Annotated in this window: 16 protein-coding genes; 12 read left to right on the top strand and 4 right to left on the bottom strand. The window is 68.7% G+C overall.

Annotated elements, in window-relative coordinates; translation table 11 throughout:
• Positions 1–47 precede the first annotated feature (47 nt).
• From FV560_RS15150 to FV560_RS15135, 4 genes are all read left to right on the top strand, one after another.
• Positions 48–1,262, top strand: coding sequence for an SPFH domain-containing protein (locus tag FV560_RS15150; RefSeq protein WP_159622388.1), 1,215 nt, complete (start codon positions 48–50; stop codon positions 1,260–1,262).
• Between the two features lie 171 nt (positions 1,263–1,433).
• Positions 1,434–3,164, top strand: a complete 1,731-nt coding sequence (locus tag FV560_RS15145) for an ABC transporter ATP-binding protein (RefSeq protein ID WP_235020154.1) — start codon at positions 1,434–1,436, stop codon at positions 3,162–3,164.
• A 167-nt stretch (positions 3,165–3,331) separates the two neighbouring features.
• Positions 3,332–5,236 (top strand): ABC transporter ATP-binding protein, encoded by a 1,905-nt coding sequence (locus tag FV560_RS15140; protein WP_159622439.1) that lies wholly within the window; start codon positions 3,332–3,334, stop codon positions 5,234–5,236.
• Between the two features lie 102 nt (positions 5,237–5,338).
• Positions 5,339–6,511, top strand: coding sequence for a glycosyltransferase family 4 protein (locus FV560_RS15135; RefSeq protein WP_159622386.1), 1,173 nt, complete (start codon positions 5,339–5,341; stop codon positions 6,509–6,511).
• Between the two features lie 6 nt (positions 6,512–6,517).
• Here the strand turns inward: FV560_RS15135 and FV560_RS15130 are convergent, their stop codons facing one another.
• Entirely contained in the window at positions 6,518–6,802 is a 285-nt protein-coding gene (locus FV560_RS15130; protein ID WP_159622385.1) for a YrhK family protein, read from the bottom strand.
• A gap of 110 nt (positions 6,803–6,912) precedes the next feature.
• Here FV560_RS15130 and FV560_RS15125 point away from each other — a divergent pair, with 110 nt between their 5' ends.
• Together FV560_RS15125 and FV560_RS15120 are read left to right on the top strand one after the other, a co-directional pair.
• The gene (locus FV560_RS15125; RefSeq protein WP_420853379.1) at positions 6,913–7,764 is read left to right on the top strand and encodes a TrmH family RNA methyltransferase; all 852 of its coding nucleotides are present in this window, start codon (positions 6,913–6,915) and stop codon (positions 7,762–7,764) included.
• 61 nt (positions 7,765–7,825) lie between these two features.
• Positions 7,826–8,878, top strand: a complete 1,053-nt coding sequence (locus FV560_RS15120) for a LacI family DNA-binding transcriptional regulator (RefSeq protein ID WP_159622384.1) — start codon at positions 7,826–7,828, stop codon at positions 8,876–8,878.
• Here the strand turns inward: FV560_RS15120 and FV560_RS15115 are convergent.
• Both FV560_RS15115 and FV560_RS15110 read right to left on the bottom strand, forming a co-directional pair.
• Entirely contained in the window at positions 8,844–10,145 is a 1,302-nt protein-coding gene (locus FV560_RS15115; protein ID WP_159622383.1) for a glycoside hydrolase family 32 protein, read from the bottom strand. The two genes, FV560_RS15120 and FV560_RS15115, sit on opposite strands and share 35 nt — an antisense overlap.
• A 73-nt stretch (positions 10,146–10,218) precedes the next feature.
• Complete coding sequence (locus tag FV560_RS15110) at positions 10,219–10,965, bottom strand: TetR/AcrR family transcriptional regulator (protein ID WP_159622382.1); 747 nt, start codon at positions 10,963–10,965, stop codon at positions 10,219–10,221.
• A 129-nt stretch (positions 10,966–11,094) separates the two neighbouring features.
• Here FV560_RS15110 and FV560_RS15105 point away from each other — a divergent pair, with 129 nt between their 5' ends.
• A complete protein-coding gene (locus FV560_RS15105) occupies positions 11,095–12,015 on the top strand; it encodes an NAD-dependent epimerase/dehydratase family protein (protein ID WP_159622381.1) in 921 nt (306 codons plus the stop codon).
• A 44-nt stretch (positions 12,016–12,059) separates the two neighbouring features.
• The gene (locus tag FV560_RS15100; RefSeq protein ID WP_200837722.1) at positions 12,060–13,040 is read left to right on the top strand and encodes a 5'-3' exonuclease; all 981 of its coding nucleotides are present in this window, start codon (positions 12,060–12,062) and stop codon (positions 13,038–13,040) included.
• Positions 13,041–13,085: 45 nt separating this feature from the next.
• On the opposite strand, the gene FV560_RS15095 is transcribed toward FV560_RS15100, so the two are convergent.
• The gene (locus tag FV560_RS15095; protein WP_159622380.1) at positions 13,086–13,865 is read right to left on the bottom strand and encodes a DeoR/GlpR family DNA-binding transcription regulator; all 780 of its coding nucleotides are present in this window, start codon (positions 13,863–13,865) and stop codon (positions 13,086–13,088) included.
• A 75-nt stretch (positions 13,866–13,940) separates the two neighbouring features.
• On the opposite strand from FV560_RS15095, the gene FV560_RS15090 reads away from it, so the two are divergent.
• Genes FV560_RS15090 through FV560_RS15075 form a run of 4 tightly spaced genes read left to right on the top strand, consistent with a single transcriptional unit; the run spans position 13,941 to position 17,475 of the window.
• Positions 13,941–14,828 (top strand): SIS domain-containing protein, encoded by an 888-nt coding sequence (locus tag FV560_RS15090; protein ID WP_235020152.1) that lies wholly within the window; start codon positions 13,941–13,943, stop codon positions 14,826–14,828.
• A gap of 4 nt (positions 14,829–14,832) precedes the next feature.
• The gene (locus tag FV560_RS15085; RefSeq protein WP_159622378.1) at positions 14,833–15,726 is read left to right on the top strand and encodes an ROK family protein; all 894 of its coding nucleotides are present in this window, start codon (positions 14,833–14,835) and stop codon (positions 15,724–15,726) included.
• Positions 15,723–16,652, top strand: a complete 930-nt coding sequence (locus FV560_RS15080) for a 1-phosphofructokinase family hexose kinase (protein ID WP_159622377.1) — start codon at positions 15,723–15,725, stop codon at positions 16,650–16,652. Before FV560_RS15085 ends, FV560_RS15080 begins: the two co-directional genes overlap by 4 nt.
• Positions 16,639–17,475, top strand: coding sequence for a class II fructose-bisphosphate aldolase (locus tag FV560_RS15075; RefSeq protein WP_159622376.1), 837 nt, complete (start codon positions 16,639–16,641; stop codon positions 17,473–17,475). The genes FV560_RS15080 and FV560_RS15075 overlap by 14 nt, the downstream gene beginning before the upstream one ends.
• Positions 17,476–17,529 lie beyond the last annotated feature (54 nt).

Below are 17,529 nucleotides of genomic sequence, written 5' to 3'. Positions count from 1 at the left end.
AGTTGCACGCGTAGCGCCGCTACCAACCACCACACAGAGGGGTCATCGTGGGAGACGCAGGAACCGTCGTCGGTTTCATCATCATCATCCTCGTGGCGCTGTTCGTCATCGTCGCGATTGCGCGTGCGATCCGGATCGTGCCGCAGGCCGGAGCACTGATCATCGAGCGGCTGGGTCGTTACCAGTCCACGATGTATGCCGGCCTTCATTTCCTCATCCCGTTCGTGGACCGGATCCGCGCCGGTGTCGACCTGCGTGAGCGTGTGGTGCCGTTCCGGCCGCAGCCGGTGATCACCTCCGACAACCTCGTCGTCAGCATCGACACGGTCGTCTACTACCAGGTGACCGACCCCAAGGCCGCGACATATGAGATCGCCGACTACATCCAGGCGATCGAGCAGCTCACCGTGACCACGCTGCGTAACATCATCGGTTCGATGGACCTGGAGCAGACGCTCACCAGCCGTGACCAGATCAACGGCCAGCTGCGCGGGGTGTTGGACGAAGCCACCGGTCGCTGGGGTATCCGGGTGAACCGGGTCGAGCTCAAGGCGATCGACCCGCCGCCGAGCGTGCAGGGAGCGATGGAGCAGCAGATGCGCGCCGAGCGCGACCGTCGCGCTGCGATCCTGACCGCCGAGGGTGTCAAGCAGTCGGCCATCCTGACCGCCGAGGGTGAGAAGCAGTCGGCCATCCTCAAGGCCGAAGGCCAGGCACAGGCCGCCATCCTCAAGGCACAGGGTGAATCCCGCGCCATCCTGCAGGTGTTCGACGCCATCCACCGCGGGGATGCCGACCCGAAGCTGCTCGCCTACCAGTACCTGCAGATGCTGCCGGAGATCGCCAACGGCACCTCGTCCAAGCTGTGGGTGGTGCCCGCGGAGTTCACCGCTGCGCTGGGTTCGATCACGTCAGCCTTCGGGGGCGGCTCCGACGGCCCGGGCGGTGCACCGGCCGGCGGCGGCGAGAGCCCGTCCGAGGGCGGCGGAGGACAGACCCGTCGCGAACGCCGTCGCGATGCGTTCGAGCACATCGAGGGCTTGGACGTTGAGTTGCCGGAGACCTCGCTGCAGGACCCGGCCGAGGCGCTGCGTGAGGCGCGCGGCCAGGCCAGTGAGGCCACAGCGGAGGCCACCCAGGCTGGGGAGTCCAGCGGACGTCCCTTCGACCCGTCCAGCTCTGCGGGGCAGAAGCCGCCCGCTGACGGTGACGTGCCGCCGCCGGACGAGCCGCAGCCGTGGCAGCAACGGCCGGAGCAGTGAGCGCTCGCCAGCAGTAGGTGGTCGCGCAGGTGACGGTCGGCGTGGGGTCTTGTCCCTGCGCCGACCGTGGCGTTTCATCACATGCGCACGGCAGGCGAGGATGGTCGCCGAGGTGTCAGCCGACCGAGAAATTCCGGCGACGGCTTTCCTGACGAGGTGTACGTTCACGGGGTGCCGAGTCTTCTGCGCGCCTCACTCGCCCCGTACCGCTGGTCGCTCGTGCTCGTCTGTGCGCTGCAGCTGGTCCAGACCCTGGCAGCGCTCTACCTGCCGAGCCTGAACGCCCGGATCATCGATGACGGCGTGGTTGCAGGTGATACCGCCCTGATCTGGCAGATCGGCGCAGCCATGCTCGCTGTCAGTGCTGTGCAGGTCGTGGCGAGCGTCGTGGCGGTCTACATCGGCGCAAAGACCGCGATGTCACTGGGGCGTGATCTGCGCGAAGCGCTCTTCACCCGGGTGATGCGGTTCTCCGCACAGGAGATGTCCACACTCGGGACCCCGTCACTGATCACACGATCGACGAACGACGTGCAGCAGGTTCAGATGTTCGTCTTCATGGCCCTGACCGCGATCATCATGGCCCCCATGATGCTGGTCGGCGGTGTGGTGATGGCCGTGCGGCAAGATGCCGGCCTGTCGTTGCTGCTCGTGGTGGTCGTGCCCGTGCTGGGCGGCACGATGAGCCTGGTCGCGATGCGGATGGTGCCGTACTTCCGCTCCATGCAGAAGCGGATCGATTCAGTCAATGGCATCCTGCGGGAACAGATCACGGGAATCCGTGTCGTGCGGGCATTCGTCAAGGAGGCCGACGAGGCCGTGCGCTTCGGCGTGGCCAACGCCGATCTGAGGGATGTCGCGGTCAAGGTCGGACGGTTGATGGCCCTCGCGATGCCCATGGTGATGCTGATCGTGAACGTCGCCTCGGTGGCAGTGATCTGGTTCGGCGGTCAGCGGGTCGATGCCGGGAGCGCCGAGATCGGCTCGTTGGTGGCGTTCCTGTCCTACCTGATGTTCATCATGTTCTCGGTCATGATCGCGACGATGATGTTCATGTTCGCCCCACGCGCTGCTGTCTCTTCCGAGCGCATCCAGGAGGTGCTGCAGTCCCAACCCACCGTGCATGCGCCGTTGCGACCACAGCGGCCGGAAGCGGTACGTGGACTGGTGGAGCTGGCCGGAGCGAGCTTCCGGTACCCGGGGGCAGAGAAGGATGTGCTCCACCAGATCGATCTCGTCGCCACCCCCGGGACCACCACCGCCATCATCGGGTCGACCGGAGCAGGCAAGACGACGCTGCTGAACCTGGTGCCGCGGCTGTTCGACACCACCGCGGGGTCGGTGCAGATCGATGGGGTCGACGTGCGCGATCTCGATCCGGAGCTGCTGTCGCAGATCATCGGTCTGGTTCCACAGAAGCCGTATCTGTTCACCGGCACCGTCGCCTCGAACCTGCGCTACGGGCGCTCCGATGCCAGCGATGCCGAGCTGTGGGAGGCGCTACGAGTGGCTCAGGCGGCCAATTTCGTGCGCTCCATGGACGGCGGGCTCGAGGCCCGGATCGCTCAGGGAGGCACCAACGTCTCGGGTGGTCAGCGTCAGCGCCTGGCCATCGCGCGAGCGCTGGTCCGTCAGCCGGCGGTCTATCTCTTCGATGACTCCTTCTCCGCGCTGGACTATGCCACCGACGCCGCTCTCCGCGCTGCGCTGCAGCCGATGACCCGACAGGCGAGTGTGATCGTGGTGGCCCAGCGGGTGGCGACGATCCGTGACGCGGACCAGATCCTGGTGCTCGAGCACGGCCGGCTCGTGGGCCGAGGCACGCATCCAGAGCTGCTCGCCGAGAACGAGACCTATCAGGAGATCGTGGCCTCGCAGCTGAGCGCGGAGGAAGCAGCGTGAGCGCGAGGAGTCCACGACCGCACGAGGAGGCCCACACGGGCGGTTCGTCAGGGCCGCCGGAGCCCGACGTGACCGCCGGCGAGCGCGCCGACGACTCCGAGCTCAAGGCACAGGTCAAGGTCGAGCAACGCCCCCGGCCCGGCCCTGGGCCCGGCGGTGGCTTCGGAATGCCCGCCGAGAAGCCCCGCGATCTTCTCGGTGCTGCTCGCCGAGTGCTCACCGAGCTGCGTACAGACCGCACATGGGTGCTGATCGCGGTGCTGCTCGGAACGGCGGGCACGTTCCTGACCGTCATCGGGCCGAAGATGCTGGGGAACGCGACCAACGTCATCTTCGACGGTCTCGTCGGACGGATGCTCGACCCGTCGATGTCTCGCGAGGAAACGATCGAGGCGCTCCGAGCAGCGGGCGAGGATTCGCAGGCGGACATGCTCGCCGGGATGCCGCAGGTCGTCCCTGGCCACGGTGTCGACTTCGACCGGCTGGCTGCCGTGCTGGCCGTCGTGCTCGCCGTGTACGCGGGTGCCTTCCTCTTCACGTGGCTCCAGGGCCGCCTCATCACCACGGTGGTGCAGCAGGTCGTCTACCGGCTGCGCGAGCGTGTGGAGACCAAGCTCGGCCGCCTGCCGCTGCGCTACTTCGACCGGCAGGCCAGGGGAGAGGTGCTCTCCCGGGTGACCAACGACATCGACAACATCGCCCAGTCGCTTCAGCAGACGCTCTCGCAGCTGATCACCTCCGTACTCACCGTCGTCGGTGTGGTGACGATGATGGTGTGGATCTCCTGGCAGCTGGCGCTGGTGGCCCTCGTGACCATCCCGCTGTCCGCCATCGTCGTCGGCCAGATCGCGAAACGCTCGCAGCCGGAGTTCGTGGAGCAGTGGAAGCGCACGGGGACAGTGAATGCGCACGTCGAGGAGATGTACACCGGGCACGACCTGGTGCACGTGTTCGGCCACCAGCAGGCGGCGCAGGCGACGTTCCGGGAGGAGAACGACAAACTCTTCCGCGCCTCCTTCAGGGCCCAGTTCATCACCGGGACGATCCAGCCGGTGATGGGGTGGGTGGCCAACCTCGGTTATGTGGTGATCGCCGTCCTGGGAGGGCTCCGGGTGGCGGCGGGAACGATGTCGCTGGGCGACGTCCAAGCGTTCGTGCAGTACTCACGGCAGTTCTCGCAACCGATCACCCAGATCGCCTCGCTGATGAACCTCATGCAGTCCGGTGCGGCGTCGGCCGAACGCGTCTTCGACCTACTCGACGAGGAGGAGGAGAGCGGTGACCCGCCGCAGCCGGCCGCCCTCGGAACAGTCGCCGGCCGCGTCGCGTTCGAGGATGTCGACTTCTCCTACCGGCCGGATCAGCCGCTGATCGAAGGCCTGACGTTCGTCGCCGAACCAGGCGAGACGATCGCGATCGTCGGACCGACCGGTGCGGGCAAGACGACCTTGGTGAACCTCATCATGCGCTTCTACGAGGTGCAAGGCGGTCGGATCACCATCGACGGCGTCGACACCCGGGACCTCACCCGGGCAGAGGTGCGATCCCACATCGGCATGGTGCTGCAGGATACGTGGCTGTTCAACGGCTCGATCGAGGACAACATCCGGTACGGAAGCCATCGGTCCGTCACCGACGCGGAGATGCTCGCCGCGGCCGAGGCCACCGGTGTGGACCCGTTCGTGCGCACACTGGCGGACGGCTATCAGACCGCGCTCGACGAGGAGGGCACCACTGGCGTCGCGGTGAGCGCAGGGGAAAAGCAACTCCTGACCATCGCCCGGGCGTTCATCGCGGATCCGGCGATCCTGATCCTGGACGAAGCCACCAGCTCGGTCGACACCCGGACCGAGGTGCTCGTCCAGCGCGCGATGAACGCACTGCGCCGCGGCCGCACGAGCTTCGTCATCGCGCACCGGCTCTCCACCATCCGCGACGCCGACGTCATCCTGGTGATGGAGGAGGGATCGATCGTGGAGCAGGGCAGCCATGACGAGCTGCTCGCCGCCGAGGGCGCGTATGCGCGCCTCTACCGGTCTCAGTTCGCGGCGGCAGCAGCCGAGGTGGACTGACGTATCCGGACCGGGGGAGCTACGCCGTCGGAGTGAGACGGCTGTGCAACATCAGCCCATAGGCTGACTCGCTTCCACGTGCCCATCTGACACGATGCACATGTGCGCATCGCTGTGGTCGCAGAATCATTCCTGCCGCAGGCGAACGGGGTGACCGTTACGCTGCTGCGGTTGTTGGAGTACCTCGCGGCTCGTGGGGACGAGGTGCTCGTCCTGGCCCCCGCGGCCGGGCGTGGTCAGGACGAGGTGACCTGTTACGCCGGTGCCTCGGTGCGCCGGTTCCGGGCCGTCCCCCTTCCCGGATACGGAGAGCTGCGACTGTCGACCCCACGCGTGCGTACCCTCGAGGACCACCTGCGTTCCTTCGACCCTGACGTCATCCACCTGGCTGCACCGTTCCTGCTCGGCTGGCAAGCCATCGGCGCGGCACACGCACTCGACCTGCCGTCCGTCGCGGTCTACCAGACGGAGGTCCCGTCATACGCGAAGCGGTACCGGATCGGTCGGATCGAGCCGCTGCTGTGGCGGCGTATCGAGGACATCCACAAGAGCGCCACCCTGTCGCTGGCGCCGTCGAGCTATGCCTGCGGGCAGTTGATCGACCGGGGCGTCCACCGGGTGGCAGTGTGGCCGCACGGTGTCGACCGCGACCGGTTCTCGCCGGTGCACCGCGACGACGCGCTTCGTTCGCAGTTGGCACCCGGTGGTGAGGTGCTCGTCGGCTATGTCGGACGGCTCGCCCGGGAGAAGCAGGTGGAGGACCTCGCCACGTTGCAGGACCTTCCGGGCGTGCGGGTGGTGATCGTGGGCGACGGGCCGAGGGACGCATGGTTGCGGAGGGTGCTCCCGAGGGCGACGTTCACCGGTCGCCTCGACGGCCGTGACCTTCCCCGCATGATGGCCAGCCTCGACGCCTTCGTGCATACCGGGGAGATGGACACCTTCGCTCAGACGATTCAGGAGGCCCAGGCGTGCGGGGTGCCGACGATCGCGCCGGCTCGCGGTGGACCGATCGACCTCATCCAACACGGCGAGAACGGCTTCTTGTATGCGCCGGGCGACCTCGAGGCCATGCGTGCGCAAGTGGCATGGCTGGTCCAGCACCCGGTCAGTCGTGCCGAGATGGGGATGACGGCGAGGGAGTCGACGGACGGCCGTAGCTGGGACGCCGTCAACGAGCAGGTGACGGTCCATTACCGCAACGCGATCCGCTTCGCTGAAAGTGACCGGGAGGCCGGCCACCGGCCCGCACGGCGGTGGCTGCTGACCCGATAGAGCGCCTCAGTACCCGAGTGCGGAATCCGTGGGATCTTTCGAGCCGATGCGCTTCAGGTGTACTTGGCGTCCGATGCGGATGCACGGCCTAATGAGCATGAGAGCACTGCCGATCACGAACAGCACCGTCCCGGCGGTCATCGTGCTCTCGCCGAAGAACATGAACGAGCCGATGAGGAAGATCAGCCCGATCCCGATGTCGTTGACGATCGAGAGCGTCTGGTAGAGCCGACGGATCACCAGTTCTTCGTTGCCGATCACCAGGTGGATGTCGTGAGGCTCCTCTGCCATGGCAGGTCTCCTTCGGTCGTCGATGTCGCTTGATGATGACGATACGACGACGGCGCGATGCCAGATCGGCTGGAAGGTCAGACGATCGGTAGGCTCACCGGGTGCCTGTGCTGACACTGACCGCCGCCGACCTGGGCGAGGACCGGCTGGCCGACTACACGCGGCTGACTGACGTGGCCCTTCGCCGTCTGCTCGAGCCCGAGCGAGGGCTGTTCATGGCGGAGTCCTCCACCGTGATCCGGCGAGCCGTGGCGGCCGGTTACCGGCCGCGGTCGTTCCTCATGGCGCCGCGCTGGTTGGCTGACCTTGAGGACCTGCTGGCGCAGGTGGGTGCTGGTGAGCACGGAGAGGTGCCCGTCTACCTCGCCGAGGAGGATGTGCTGCACACCATCACCGGTTTCCACTTGCACCGCGGGGCGCTCGCGGCGATGCACCGGCCGGAACTACCGGCCGTCGCAGATCTCCTCGCGGACGCTCGCCGGGCGGCGAGGCACAGCGAGGGCCCACGCCGTTCGAGGATCGCGATCTTCGAGAACTTCGTCGATCACACGAATCTCGGGGCGGCATTCCGCAGTGCCGCTGCGCTCGGGGTCGACGCTGTCCTCGTGACGCCCAGCTGTGCTGACCCCCTGTACCGCCGTTCTATCCGTGTGTCGATGGGTACGGTCTTCCAGGTGCCGTGGACCCGCCTGGGCAGATGGCCGGCAGACATGGAACTGCTGCAGGAGGCCGGCTACGTCGTGGCAGGTATGACGCTGGGTGAAGGTGCGATCTCGCTCGACGCGTTGGTCGCGGAGGATCACCAGCACCTGGCACTGGTCTTCGGCACCGAGGGGCATGGTCTGACGCCAGCGGTCGACCAGCGCCTTGATCGACGAGTGACGATCCCCATGATGCACGGCGTCGACTCGCTCAACGTGGCGGCTTCGTCGGCTATTGCCTTCTACGCGACCCGGTCGTGACGCTCGGCACCGGTCGCACCGATAGCATAGGCGCCCCGTAGCTGACATGAGGGAGGGGCCGGTGCCGGACCGCCGACCGACCAGTGCTCCTCGGCCGACCAGTGCCGACGTCGCACGGCTCGCGGGTGTCTCGCGCACCGCCGTCTCGTTCGTGTTGAACGGCCGCGGGACTGGCAACATCTCGGCCGAGAACGCCGATCGCATCCGTGCCGCGGCCGCCGAGCTCGGATATGTGGCGAACTCGGCCGCGGTGAACCTGCGGCGGCGGTCCACGGCGACGCTGGGGGTGATCACCGACGAGATCACCCAGAGCCCGTTCGCCGGCAGACTGTTGCAGGGAGCCCGGGAGGCCGCATACGCACGCGGCTACGTGACGATAGTGGCCGACTACGGACGTGACCCGGCGCGAGAGCGGGAGATGGTCGCGGCGTTGCGGGCCCGCCAGGTCGACGGTTTCGTGCACGCGGCGATGTCGTTGCGCGAGTACGAGCCCGCTGCCGGGATGCTCGAGGTTCCTGCGCTGCTGGCCAACTGCGTCAGCCGCGAAGGACCTGCGGGGGTGATCGCTGATGACGAGCAGGGAGGGGCCCTTGCAGCGCAAGCGGTGCTCTCCCGCGGGCACACGCGCGTGGCGATGCTGGCGGGCGTCGAGGGAGCGCGACGAGGGAGCGCAACCGAATGCCGCATTGCGGGCGCACAGCGCGCCGCCGCGGCAGCCGGTGCGCGAGTGCGTGTCATCGACGCCGGGTGGCAGATCGCGGACGGTGTGCGGTGGGGGACCGCGCTCCTCGATGCCCCGGCTGGCGACCGTCCGACGGCGATCCTCGCCGCCCGCGACCGCGTGGCCCTCGGCGTCCTCCTGGCCGCCGCCCACCTTGGGCTACGGGTTCCCGAGGACGTCTGCGTCGTCGGCTATGACGACGAGGATCAGATCGCCGCCGAAACCGTCCCGGCACTGACCACGGTGGCACTGCCGCATCAGCAGATCGGCGAACGGACCGTCGAACTGCTGCTGGCGCACCTGCTCGACGGCGATCCGCTGCCGGATTCCGATGTGCACGTGCCGTGCCGTCTCGTGCTCAGGGAGTCGGTGGGCCCAGTTCCCAACCGGTGACGGCGCAGCTCGCCTCCACCTGCCAGGCCTCCCCGGCGCGGGGGTAGGCCCGGACAGTGCTGGCCCGGCCGTCGACGAAGGCCTCCAGCACCGAGCCGTCGACCAATACGGTCGCGGAGGTGGCCGCAGCGGCTGACCACACCTCACGGATACCGTCGGGGCCGACCAGGCGCACGTGCACCTCTCCTGCTTCGGTGGTCGCGATCTCCCAGGCGGGCACAGCGAGGGTGCCGTTCTCGGGCACGGTGAGGGGCCGCCGTCGTAGGCCGGTGAGCTCGGGGGCGGGTGCGCTGTGGAGCTGTGGACGGTCCGCCGTCCGGGCCAGGAACAACTCGCGGGGGAACGTGAGTGCACCCGCCCATCCGGCCTCCTCGACCTCGGCTTCGGTGCGGTCGCTGCGGGACTCCCAGGTCCATCCCCACAGCAGCACCCGCCCCTCGTGCGCGACGGCTTGGGGGGCGTAGAAGTCAGGGCCGTCGTCGAGCCGGTGCCCGGCTTCAGGAAGGATCCGGGGGTGAGTGCCGGTGAGATCGAGTTCGCCGAGCAGCACAGTGACGCCATCGAGCTGGGGGACCCCCGGCTCGTCGTGCCACAGCGAGACGATCAGTGCCCATGTGTGGCCTTCCTCGTCCGCACTCGGGAGCCGCACCAGTTGCGGGCACTCCCAGATCTGGGCGTGGGCGAGCGTGCGCAGGTCCGGTGTGAGGTCGGGACCGGTGAGCAGGTCGCCGAGCAGCTCCCAGTGCTCCAGATCGGTGGCATCGTAGATCAGGACGACCGGAGTGCCGTCCGTCCGGCCACCGCCGAGAAGCGCGTATCGCCGGCCATCGACGCTCACGAGGAACGGATCGCGCATCTCCCGCAGGCCGGGCGCCGGGGGAGCAGCGAACTGGTCGGACTGCTGCCACGTGCCGTCCCGGCGGCGCCGGGCCAAAGCCGCACCCGCCTCAGCCGGGTCGCCGGGCATCGCGGTGTAGACGAGCACGGGCTCATCGTCGGCCATCGTGGCGACGCCGCTCCACACCCCGCCGGCGTCGATCGTCTCCGGGCGCGGGCGTAGTGCGATCGGCTCGTCGGTCCAGGTGAGCAGGTCGGTCGAGGTGGCGTGACCCCAGCAGATGTTCCCGTGCACCGGAGCGTCCGGATTGTGCTGGTAGAAGACGTGCCAGGTGCCGTCGATGTAGGCGATGCCGTTCGGGTCGTTTACCCAGCCCGAGGGCGGCCGCACATGCAGGCGAGGGAACGGGTCGAGGCGGGGATGGGGCACGGGTACTCCCAGAGGGTCAGAGATCAGCGACCTAACACGTGTCAGGTAGGTTCCCGTGTTCGATGATGCCGTGTCAACCGAGTGGTGGTCGGCAGGCTGGTTGGGGCTGCTCGGGCGGGAGGGGTGCCTCTGCGAGTCCGAGAGTGTCGGCGATGAGCGACAGCTGCTGGGCGAACAGGGCAGCGGGGTCACTGAAGGTGTCCGGTCCGAACTGTCCGAACAGCTCGGCGGTGACCGCGCCGATGAGTGCGTGCCAAGCGAGGAAGGTGCGTCCGATGGTGGCATCGTCGCCGGTAAGGACCAGGTCGCGACGCATGGCGTCATAGTCTGAACTCGGACCCGGTGCTGTTGTGCCCGGCCATGGCGCCAGCCGACCGGCGCGATAGGCCTGCTCGACCAGATCTGCGAAGGTGAGGATGACGCGCGTCCCCGGGCCGGTGGTCTGCTCACCGGGGGCGTCGTAGCCCGGGACCGGGGTGCCGTAGAGCAGGGCGTACATCGCAGGTTCACTTTTCGCCCACTCCCGCATCGCGTTCCCGAGGGTGTAGAACCGGGTGCGGTCGTCCTGGTCCGCCACGTGCTCCAGGGCAGCATCGACGGTGTCCGCCAACTCCGTGTACCCCTCCACCAGGAGCAGGGTGAGCAACTCGTCCCGGCTGCGCACGTACCGGTACACGGCCGAGGAGACGACGCCGAGGTCGCGCGCGACCGCGCGTAGCGACAGGCTCGCGGCACCACCGGTAGCCAGGTGGGCGCGGGCGATCCGGATGATGTCGCGTTCGGTCTGGGCGCGGGCGCGCTCGCGGGGCGTGGGGCTCATCGGTCGATCGTGGCGCATCGAGAGAGCGCATGCAACCAAAGAGAGCGATGCTCTTGTTTTCGAGTTCCACGCCTGCCACCATTGAACGAGAGCGGTGCTCTCTCTTTGTCTCAGACCTCAGGAGTTGTCATGTCCACGATCCACATCGTCACCGGAGCCGGACCCGTCGGCTCCACCCTGGCTCTGCAACTCGCCGAGGCGGGCGAGCGGGTGCGGGTACTCACGCGTTCCGGCTCCGGGCCGGAGCACCCATTGGTGGAGCGTCGTCGCGTCGACGCGTCAGACCGCACCGCGCTCCGGGAGGCGTGCGAGGGGGCCGTGAGCATCTATCACTGCATTCATGGTTCCCGATATGAGGCGGCCACGTGGCGGGCTGAGCTGCCCGCCGCCGAGCAGGTGGTCATGGACGTCGCGGGCGAGGTCGGCGCCGTCGTGGTCTTCCCGGAGAGTCTGTACTCCTACGGCGTGGTCGAGGCTCCGATGACCGAGTCCGGATACGGGTGGGCGAGCGGAGGCAAGCTCGGCGTGCGCAGCGATCTGCTCGCTGCGCGCGGTGCTCACTCCACGCCCACCGTGAGTGTGGCGGCGTCGGACTTCTACGGCCCGCGGGTGCGTACCGCACATGCGGGGGAGCGCTTGGTGCCGACGGTGTTGGCCGGTAGGAGGCTCTGGCTCGTCGGGAGCCTCGACCAGCCGCACTCGTTCACCTACGTACCCGATCTGACGCGGGCCATGATCGCGGCGGCAGGCCGGGAAGAACTGTGGAACACCTTCCTGCTCGCCCCGACCGCGCCGCCGGTCACCCAGCGCGAGCTGGTGGCACAGGTGGCCCGGGCCGGTGAGGTTGCGGTGCCGCGCACGGGCGCGATCCCGGTCGGCCTGATGCGCGCACTCGGCATGGTCTCCTCCGAGATGCGTGAGTTGGCCGAAACCGGCTACATGTTCGACCGCCCGTTCGTTGTCGACTCATCCCGCAGTGAGGGGCTCCTTGGCCAGGAGCCGACACCGTTGGCCGAGGGGCTGAAGGAAACCGTGCGGTGGTGGAAGTGACGATCGCGTGGGCTTGCCGCCCGCGATAGGGCAGGCTAGGCGGTATGACCGATCGCCAGTCGCTGATGTTGCTCGACACCGCCTCGCTGTACTTCCGCGCCTTCTTCGGTGTCCCCGATTCGATCACCGCCCCGGACGGTACGCCGGTGAACGCGGTGCGCGGGCTGCTGGACTTCCTCACCCGGCTGATCGACCAGTATCAGCCCACACACGTCGCCTGCTGCTGGGACAACGACTGGCGCCCGCAGTGGCGGGTGGACCTGGTGCCCAGTTACAAGGAGCACCGGGTGGTCGAGGAGGTACGCGAGGGCAGCGACGTGGAGGAAGTTCCGGATCCGCTGGCGGTCCAGGTCCCGGTCATCGCCGAGACGCTCGCGGCGCTGGGCATCGCGGTGGTCGGAGCTGATGGCTACGAGGCGGACGACGTGATCGGCACGCTCGCCACCGACGCCGGAATGGCCGTGGACGTGGTGACCGGGGACCGGGACCTGTTCCAGTTGGTCAGCGACGGCAGTGATAGCGATCCTGGTGGTCCGAGCCACCCGGTGCGCGTCCTCTACACCGCCCGCGGGGTCGGGCGGCACGAGGTGCTCACCGATGCCGTCGTGCAGGAGAAGTACGGGGTCCCGGCCGCTCGCTATGCCGATTTCGCGACGCTGCGCGGGGACAGTTCTGACGGTCTGCCCGGCGTGAAGGGTGTCGGGGAGAAGACGGCTGCCTCCCTGTTGGCCAGCTACGGCGACATCGCCGGGGTGAGGGCCGCTGCGGCCGATCCCGGCACCCCGCTCGCTGCCGGGATGCGCGCGAAGATCAACGCCGCCGCGGACTACCTCGACGTCGCGCCACGGGTGGTGGCCGTCGCGCGTGACATCGAGGCCATCGACCGCAGTGGGCTCGACCTGCGCCGCCCGGGGAGCGTGCCCGAGCGTCCCGCGCCCGCCGATCCGGAGGCGTTGGCGGCCCTGGTCTCTCGCTGGGGTCTGGATTCATCGGTCGAGCGACTGCTCGCAGTACTGCGCGGCTGACCGGTTCGCCCGGCCGGGCGGGCCTGCTAGGTCGGTGGACGCCTGTTAGACGAGCGTGACGTCGATCCCAGCCCGCTGGAGTGAGGTCACCACGGACTGGTCGGCCCCGTCGTCGGTGATCACCGCATCGATCTGCGCTGCCGGGACGATGCGCGCGAACGCGCGGTGGCCCAGCTTGGAGGAGTCGGCAACCACCACCACCCGGGCCGAGCGCGCGGCGAGAGAGGCCGCGATCGAGGCTTCGCCGTCGTCATGAGCACACGCTCCCGCGTTGGCATCGAGACCGTTCACACCGAGGAACAGTGTGTCGATCTCGACCTGCCCGAGCAGGAGGTCAGCGAGCGGGCCGGTGAGCTCATAGCTTTGTGCCCGCACCACGCCTCCAGTCACCACGACGCGTAGGTGCGCGCGGACGGCGAGTTCGCCGGCGATGTTGACGGCGTTGGTCACCACGGTGACGGGCTGGCCACTGTCGCGCAGGCCGGTGTGCACCGCGAGTTCGCGGGCGACCTCGGTGGTGGTGGTGCCGCCATTGATCGCCACCACCTGACCAGGCTGGACGAGGTGTGCGGCGGCCGCGGCGATCCTCGCCTTCTGCGCACTGTGGCGCGCCGCCTTGTACCGCAACGGAAGATCCCCGGAGGAGGGTTGCATCCGCGCGCCGCCCCGGGTGCGCACCACGAGCTGCTGGGCGGCGAGGGAATCCAGGTAGCGCCGAGCCGTCGCGGGCGAGACACTGAGTTCGGAGACGACGTCTTCGACTTGCACGTGGTCGCGCGCCACCACCATGTCCAGCAGCGAGGCCAAACGGTCGTCGCGATTCATCGCCCCTCCTTGATGTTTTCTGATTGATGACAGGGTACTATGATCAGAAACTTTCAACCAGTGAAGGGGTTCTCCGTGTCAGACGCAGCACCGCAGTCGCAGACCAGCGTCGAGGTCGCCTCCCAGCCCGAGGTGTGGGAATGGGCGATCGCGCACACCCGTGACTCGGTCGGCCTGCCCGCCAAGGGCGAACGCGTCGCCGTGGTCGGATGCGGCACCTCCTGGTTCATGGCGCAGTCCTACGCCGCGTTGCGCGAGGCCGCCGGCCACGGGGTCACGGACGCCTTCACCGCATCGGAGTTTCCTGCCGGACGCTCCTATGACCGGCTCGTGACCATCTCCCGTTCGGGCACCACCACCGAGATCGTGCAGCTCCTGTCCGCCACGGCTACTCCCAGCGTGCTGCTCACGGCTGTGGGTGAGGGACCTGCCGCCGCCCATGCCGATCACGAGATCGTGCTCGACCGCGCGGATGAGTCCTCGGTCGTGCAGACCCGATTCGCGAGCACCGTGCTGCTGGTCCTGCGCGCCAGCCTGGGTGAGGACCTCGCGGCCGCAGTGGCTGACGCTCGCACGGCCCTGGCAGCCCCGATCGAAGCGGACTGGGTGGCGGCGGACCAGATCAGCTTCCTCGGCACCGGCTGGACCATTGGCCTGGCGCATGAGGCGGCGCTGAAACTGCGTGAATCCTCGCAGTCCTGGACAGAGTCCTATCCCGCGATGGAGTACCGGCACGGTCCGATCTCGATCGCCCAGCCCGGCCGGGTGGTGTGGGTGTTCGGTCAGCCACCCGCTGGGCTCACAGAGGACGTGCACGCCACGGGGGCCGACCTGGCCACCAGCGATCTCGACCCGCTTGCTCATCTCGTGCTGCTGCATCGTCTCGCCGTCGCCCGGGCCGAGGCGCGGAACCTGAACCCGGATACCCCACGGCACCTCTCGCGCGCCGTGATCCTCGACTGAGGCGATGAGTATGGCAGTGAGCCCCGCGACGGCGCTGGGCGTGGATATCGGCGGTACGACCATCAAACTGGGCCGGGTCGCCAGTGATGGAAGCCTGACTGATACTCGCACCGTACCGACGCCTCGCGATCCGCACGTGCTGGCCGAGGTGATCGCAACAGAGGTGGACCGCACCCCGGAGCCGGCGATCGGAGTCGTCAATCCGGGCATCATCGACGAGCGCACCGGTGTGGTCACCTTCGCGGCGAACCTGGGGTGGCGGGACCTGCCGCTCCAGGCGATCCTCGAGCACAGACTCGGGCGACGGGTGCTGCTCGGCCACGACGTCCGGGCCGGTGCCCTGGCCGAATCGCTGTGGGGCGCCGGCGCGGCCGGGGACATGCTGTTCATGCCGCTGGGCACCGGGATCGCCTCGGCACTCGTGCTCGACGGGGTCGTGCGGGGCACCGGCTGGGCCGGGGAGGTGGGGCAGGTGCTCATCCCCGACCCCGACCACCCAGGCGCCCGTGTCCCGTTCGAACAGATCGCCTCGGCCTCGGCGCTCGCCGCTCGCTACGCTGCCGCCACCGGATCGAGTGACGTCAGCGCGGGCGCCCGAGGCGTGCTGGAGCGGCTCGCCACCGGCGACCCTGTGGCCGCCGAGATCGTGCGTACCGCGATCGATGCCCTCGCCGACCTGCTTGCCGACACCGCCGGACTCCTCGGACCCGTCCCGATCGTCCTGGGAGGCGGACTGGCCGAGGCGGGGGACGCCGTCCTGGAACCTCTGCGTGCTGCGCTGGCGCAGCGCCTCCCCACCGAGCTGCGCGCACCGCTACGTGCTGCTGTGCTGGGGTCGTGGGCGGGATGCCTGGGCGCAGGTGCGTTGGCCCTTGAGCTGCGACAGGAGCGCCGATGATTCATACCGTCACCCCCAACCCAGCCTTGGACCTCACCTACCGGCTCACCCGCCTGCGAATCGGAGAGGTACACCGCACCGACGACGTCACTGAGACTCCCGGTGGCAAGGGGATCAATGTTGCCCGGGTGCTGGCCGCACTCGGCCACGACGTGGATTGCGGCGGCTTCCTCGGCGGCAGCACCGGTGAGCACCTGGAGCACCTGCTCAGCCACTCGCCCGTGCACCAGGACTGGACCCTGGTAGCGGGAGAGACGCGCCGCACCGTGACCATCGTGGACGAGGCCGGGGCGACCCTGATCAACGAACCAGGGCCCCCGGTAGCCCACCGGGACTGGGAACGGCTCTCACGCACCGTGCAGGCCCGCACCCGGGCGGGTGACGTCGTCGTGATCTCCGGCTCCACCCCGCCAGGCACCGGCGAGACGGACCTGCCCGACCTCGTACGGGCCCTCGTCGATGCGGGAACACGGGTGATCGCCGACACCTCCGGTCCGGCGCTGCTCGCCGTCGCGTCCGCTGGGCCGACAGTGCTCAAACCGAACCACCTCGAGTTGCAGGCCGCGACGGGTCTCGACGATCCTGTCGCCGGGGCGCGCGAGCTCTTGCGCCGCGGCGCCGGTGCCGTGCTCGTCTCCCGCGGCTCGGACGGTGTGCTGCTGGTGACCGCCGACGGTGCCTGGCAGGCGCGTCCCGAGCCGATCAATGGCGGTAACCCGACGGGTGCCGGTGATGCCGCCGTGGCTGCGCTTGCGGCGGCGGTCGCCTCCGGCGCCGAGGGGGCCGCACTGGCCGACCATCTGCCCGATGTTGTTGCCCTCTCGGCCGCCGCGGTGCTCATGCCGACGGCCGGTGCGGTCGACGCCGATGCCTACGCGCGCATGCGCACCTCGATCCGGACGGAGCCTCTCGATGCCGCTCGCTGACCTCACGACCGTTGCCGCCCCCCTCCGTGCAGCGCGCACCGGACTCGGTGCGTTCAACGTGGTCCACCTCGAACATGGCGCCGCCTTCGTGGCCGCTGCCGAACGCGCGGGCCACCCGGTGGTGCTGCAGGTCAGCCAGAATGCGGTGACGTTCCACGGGGCGCTGGCGCCGATCGGGATGGCGACCCTCGCGCTGGCCAGAGCAGCGTCGGTGGACGTGGTGGTGCACCTGGACCACGCTGACGATGTCGATCTGGTGCGTGAGGCGCTCGACCTGGGATTCACCTCGGTCATGTACGACGGGTCCAAGCTGCCGACCGAGCAGAACGTCGCCACGACGGCCGAGGTGGTGCGGCTTGCGCACGAGCGCGGGGTCAGCGTGGAGGCGGAACTGGGCGAGGTGGGCGGCAAGAACGGGGTGCACGACCCCTCCGCGCGCACCGATCCCGGCGAAGCCGCCTGGTTCGTGGCCGAAACCGGGGTGGACCTGCTGGCCGTGGCTGTCGGTTCCTCGCACGCGATGACCACGCGTGGCGCTGTGCTGGACACGGAGCTGATCGCGCGGATCGCGGCGGCGGTGGACGTGCCGCTGGTGCTGCACGGCTCGTCCGGGGTGAGTGACGAGGGGATGCGCGCGGCGATCGAGGCGGGCATGACCAAGATCAACGTCTCGACGCACCTGAACAAGATCTTCACCGGCGAGGTCCGCTCGGTGCTGGCGGAGAATCCCGACCTGGTCGACTCCCGGAAGTGGTTCCGCCCGGGGCTGGACGCGATCGGCGTCGAGGTGGAGCGACTGCTGCGGTGGTACGCGGACCAGTAGGCGCTGCACATCATTGCTTGCGATGCGATGGCGATGTGCCTCATACGTCGGAAT

It is taken from the genome of Ruania rhizosphaerae (assembly GCF_009805705.1).
Taxonomy (GTDB): domain Bacteria; phylum Actinomycetota; class Actinomycetes; order Actinomycetales; family Beutenbergiaceae; genus Ruania; species Ruania rhizosphaerae.
The sequence above is the reverse complement of the archived record's forward strand: the minus strand, read 5'-3'. Positions and strand labels throughout refer to the sequence as shown.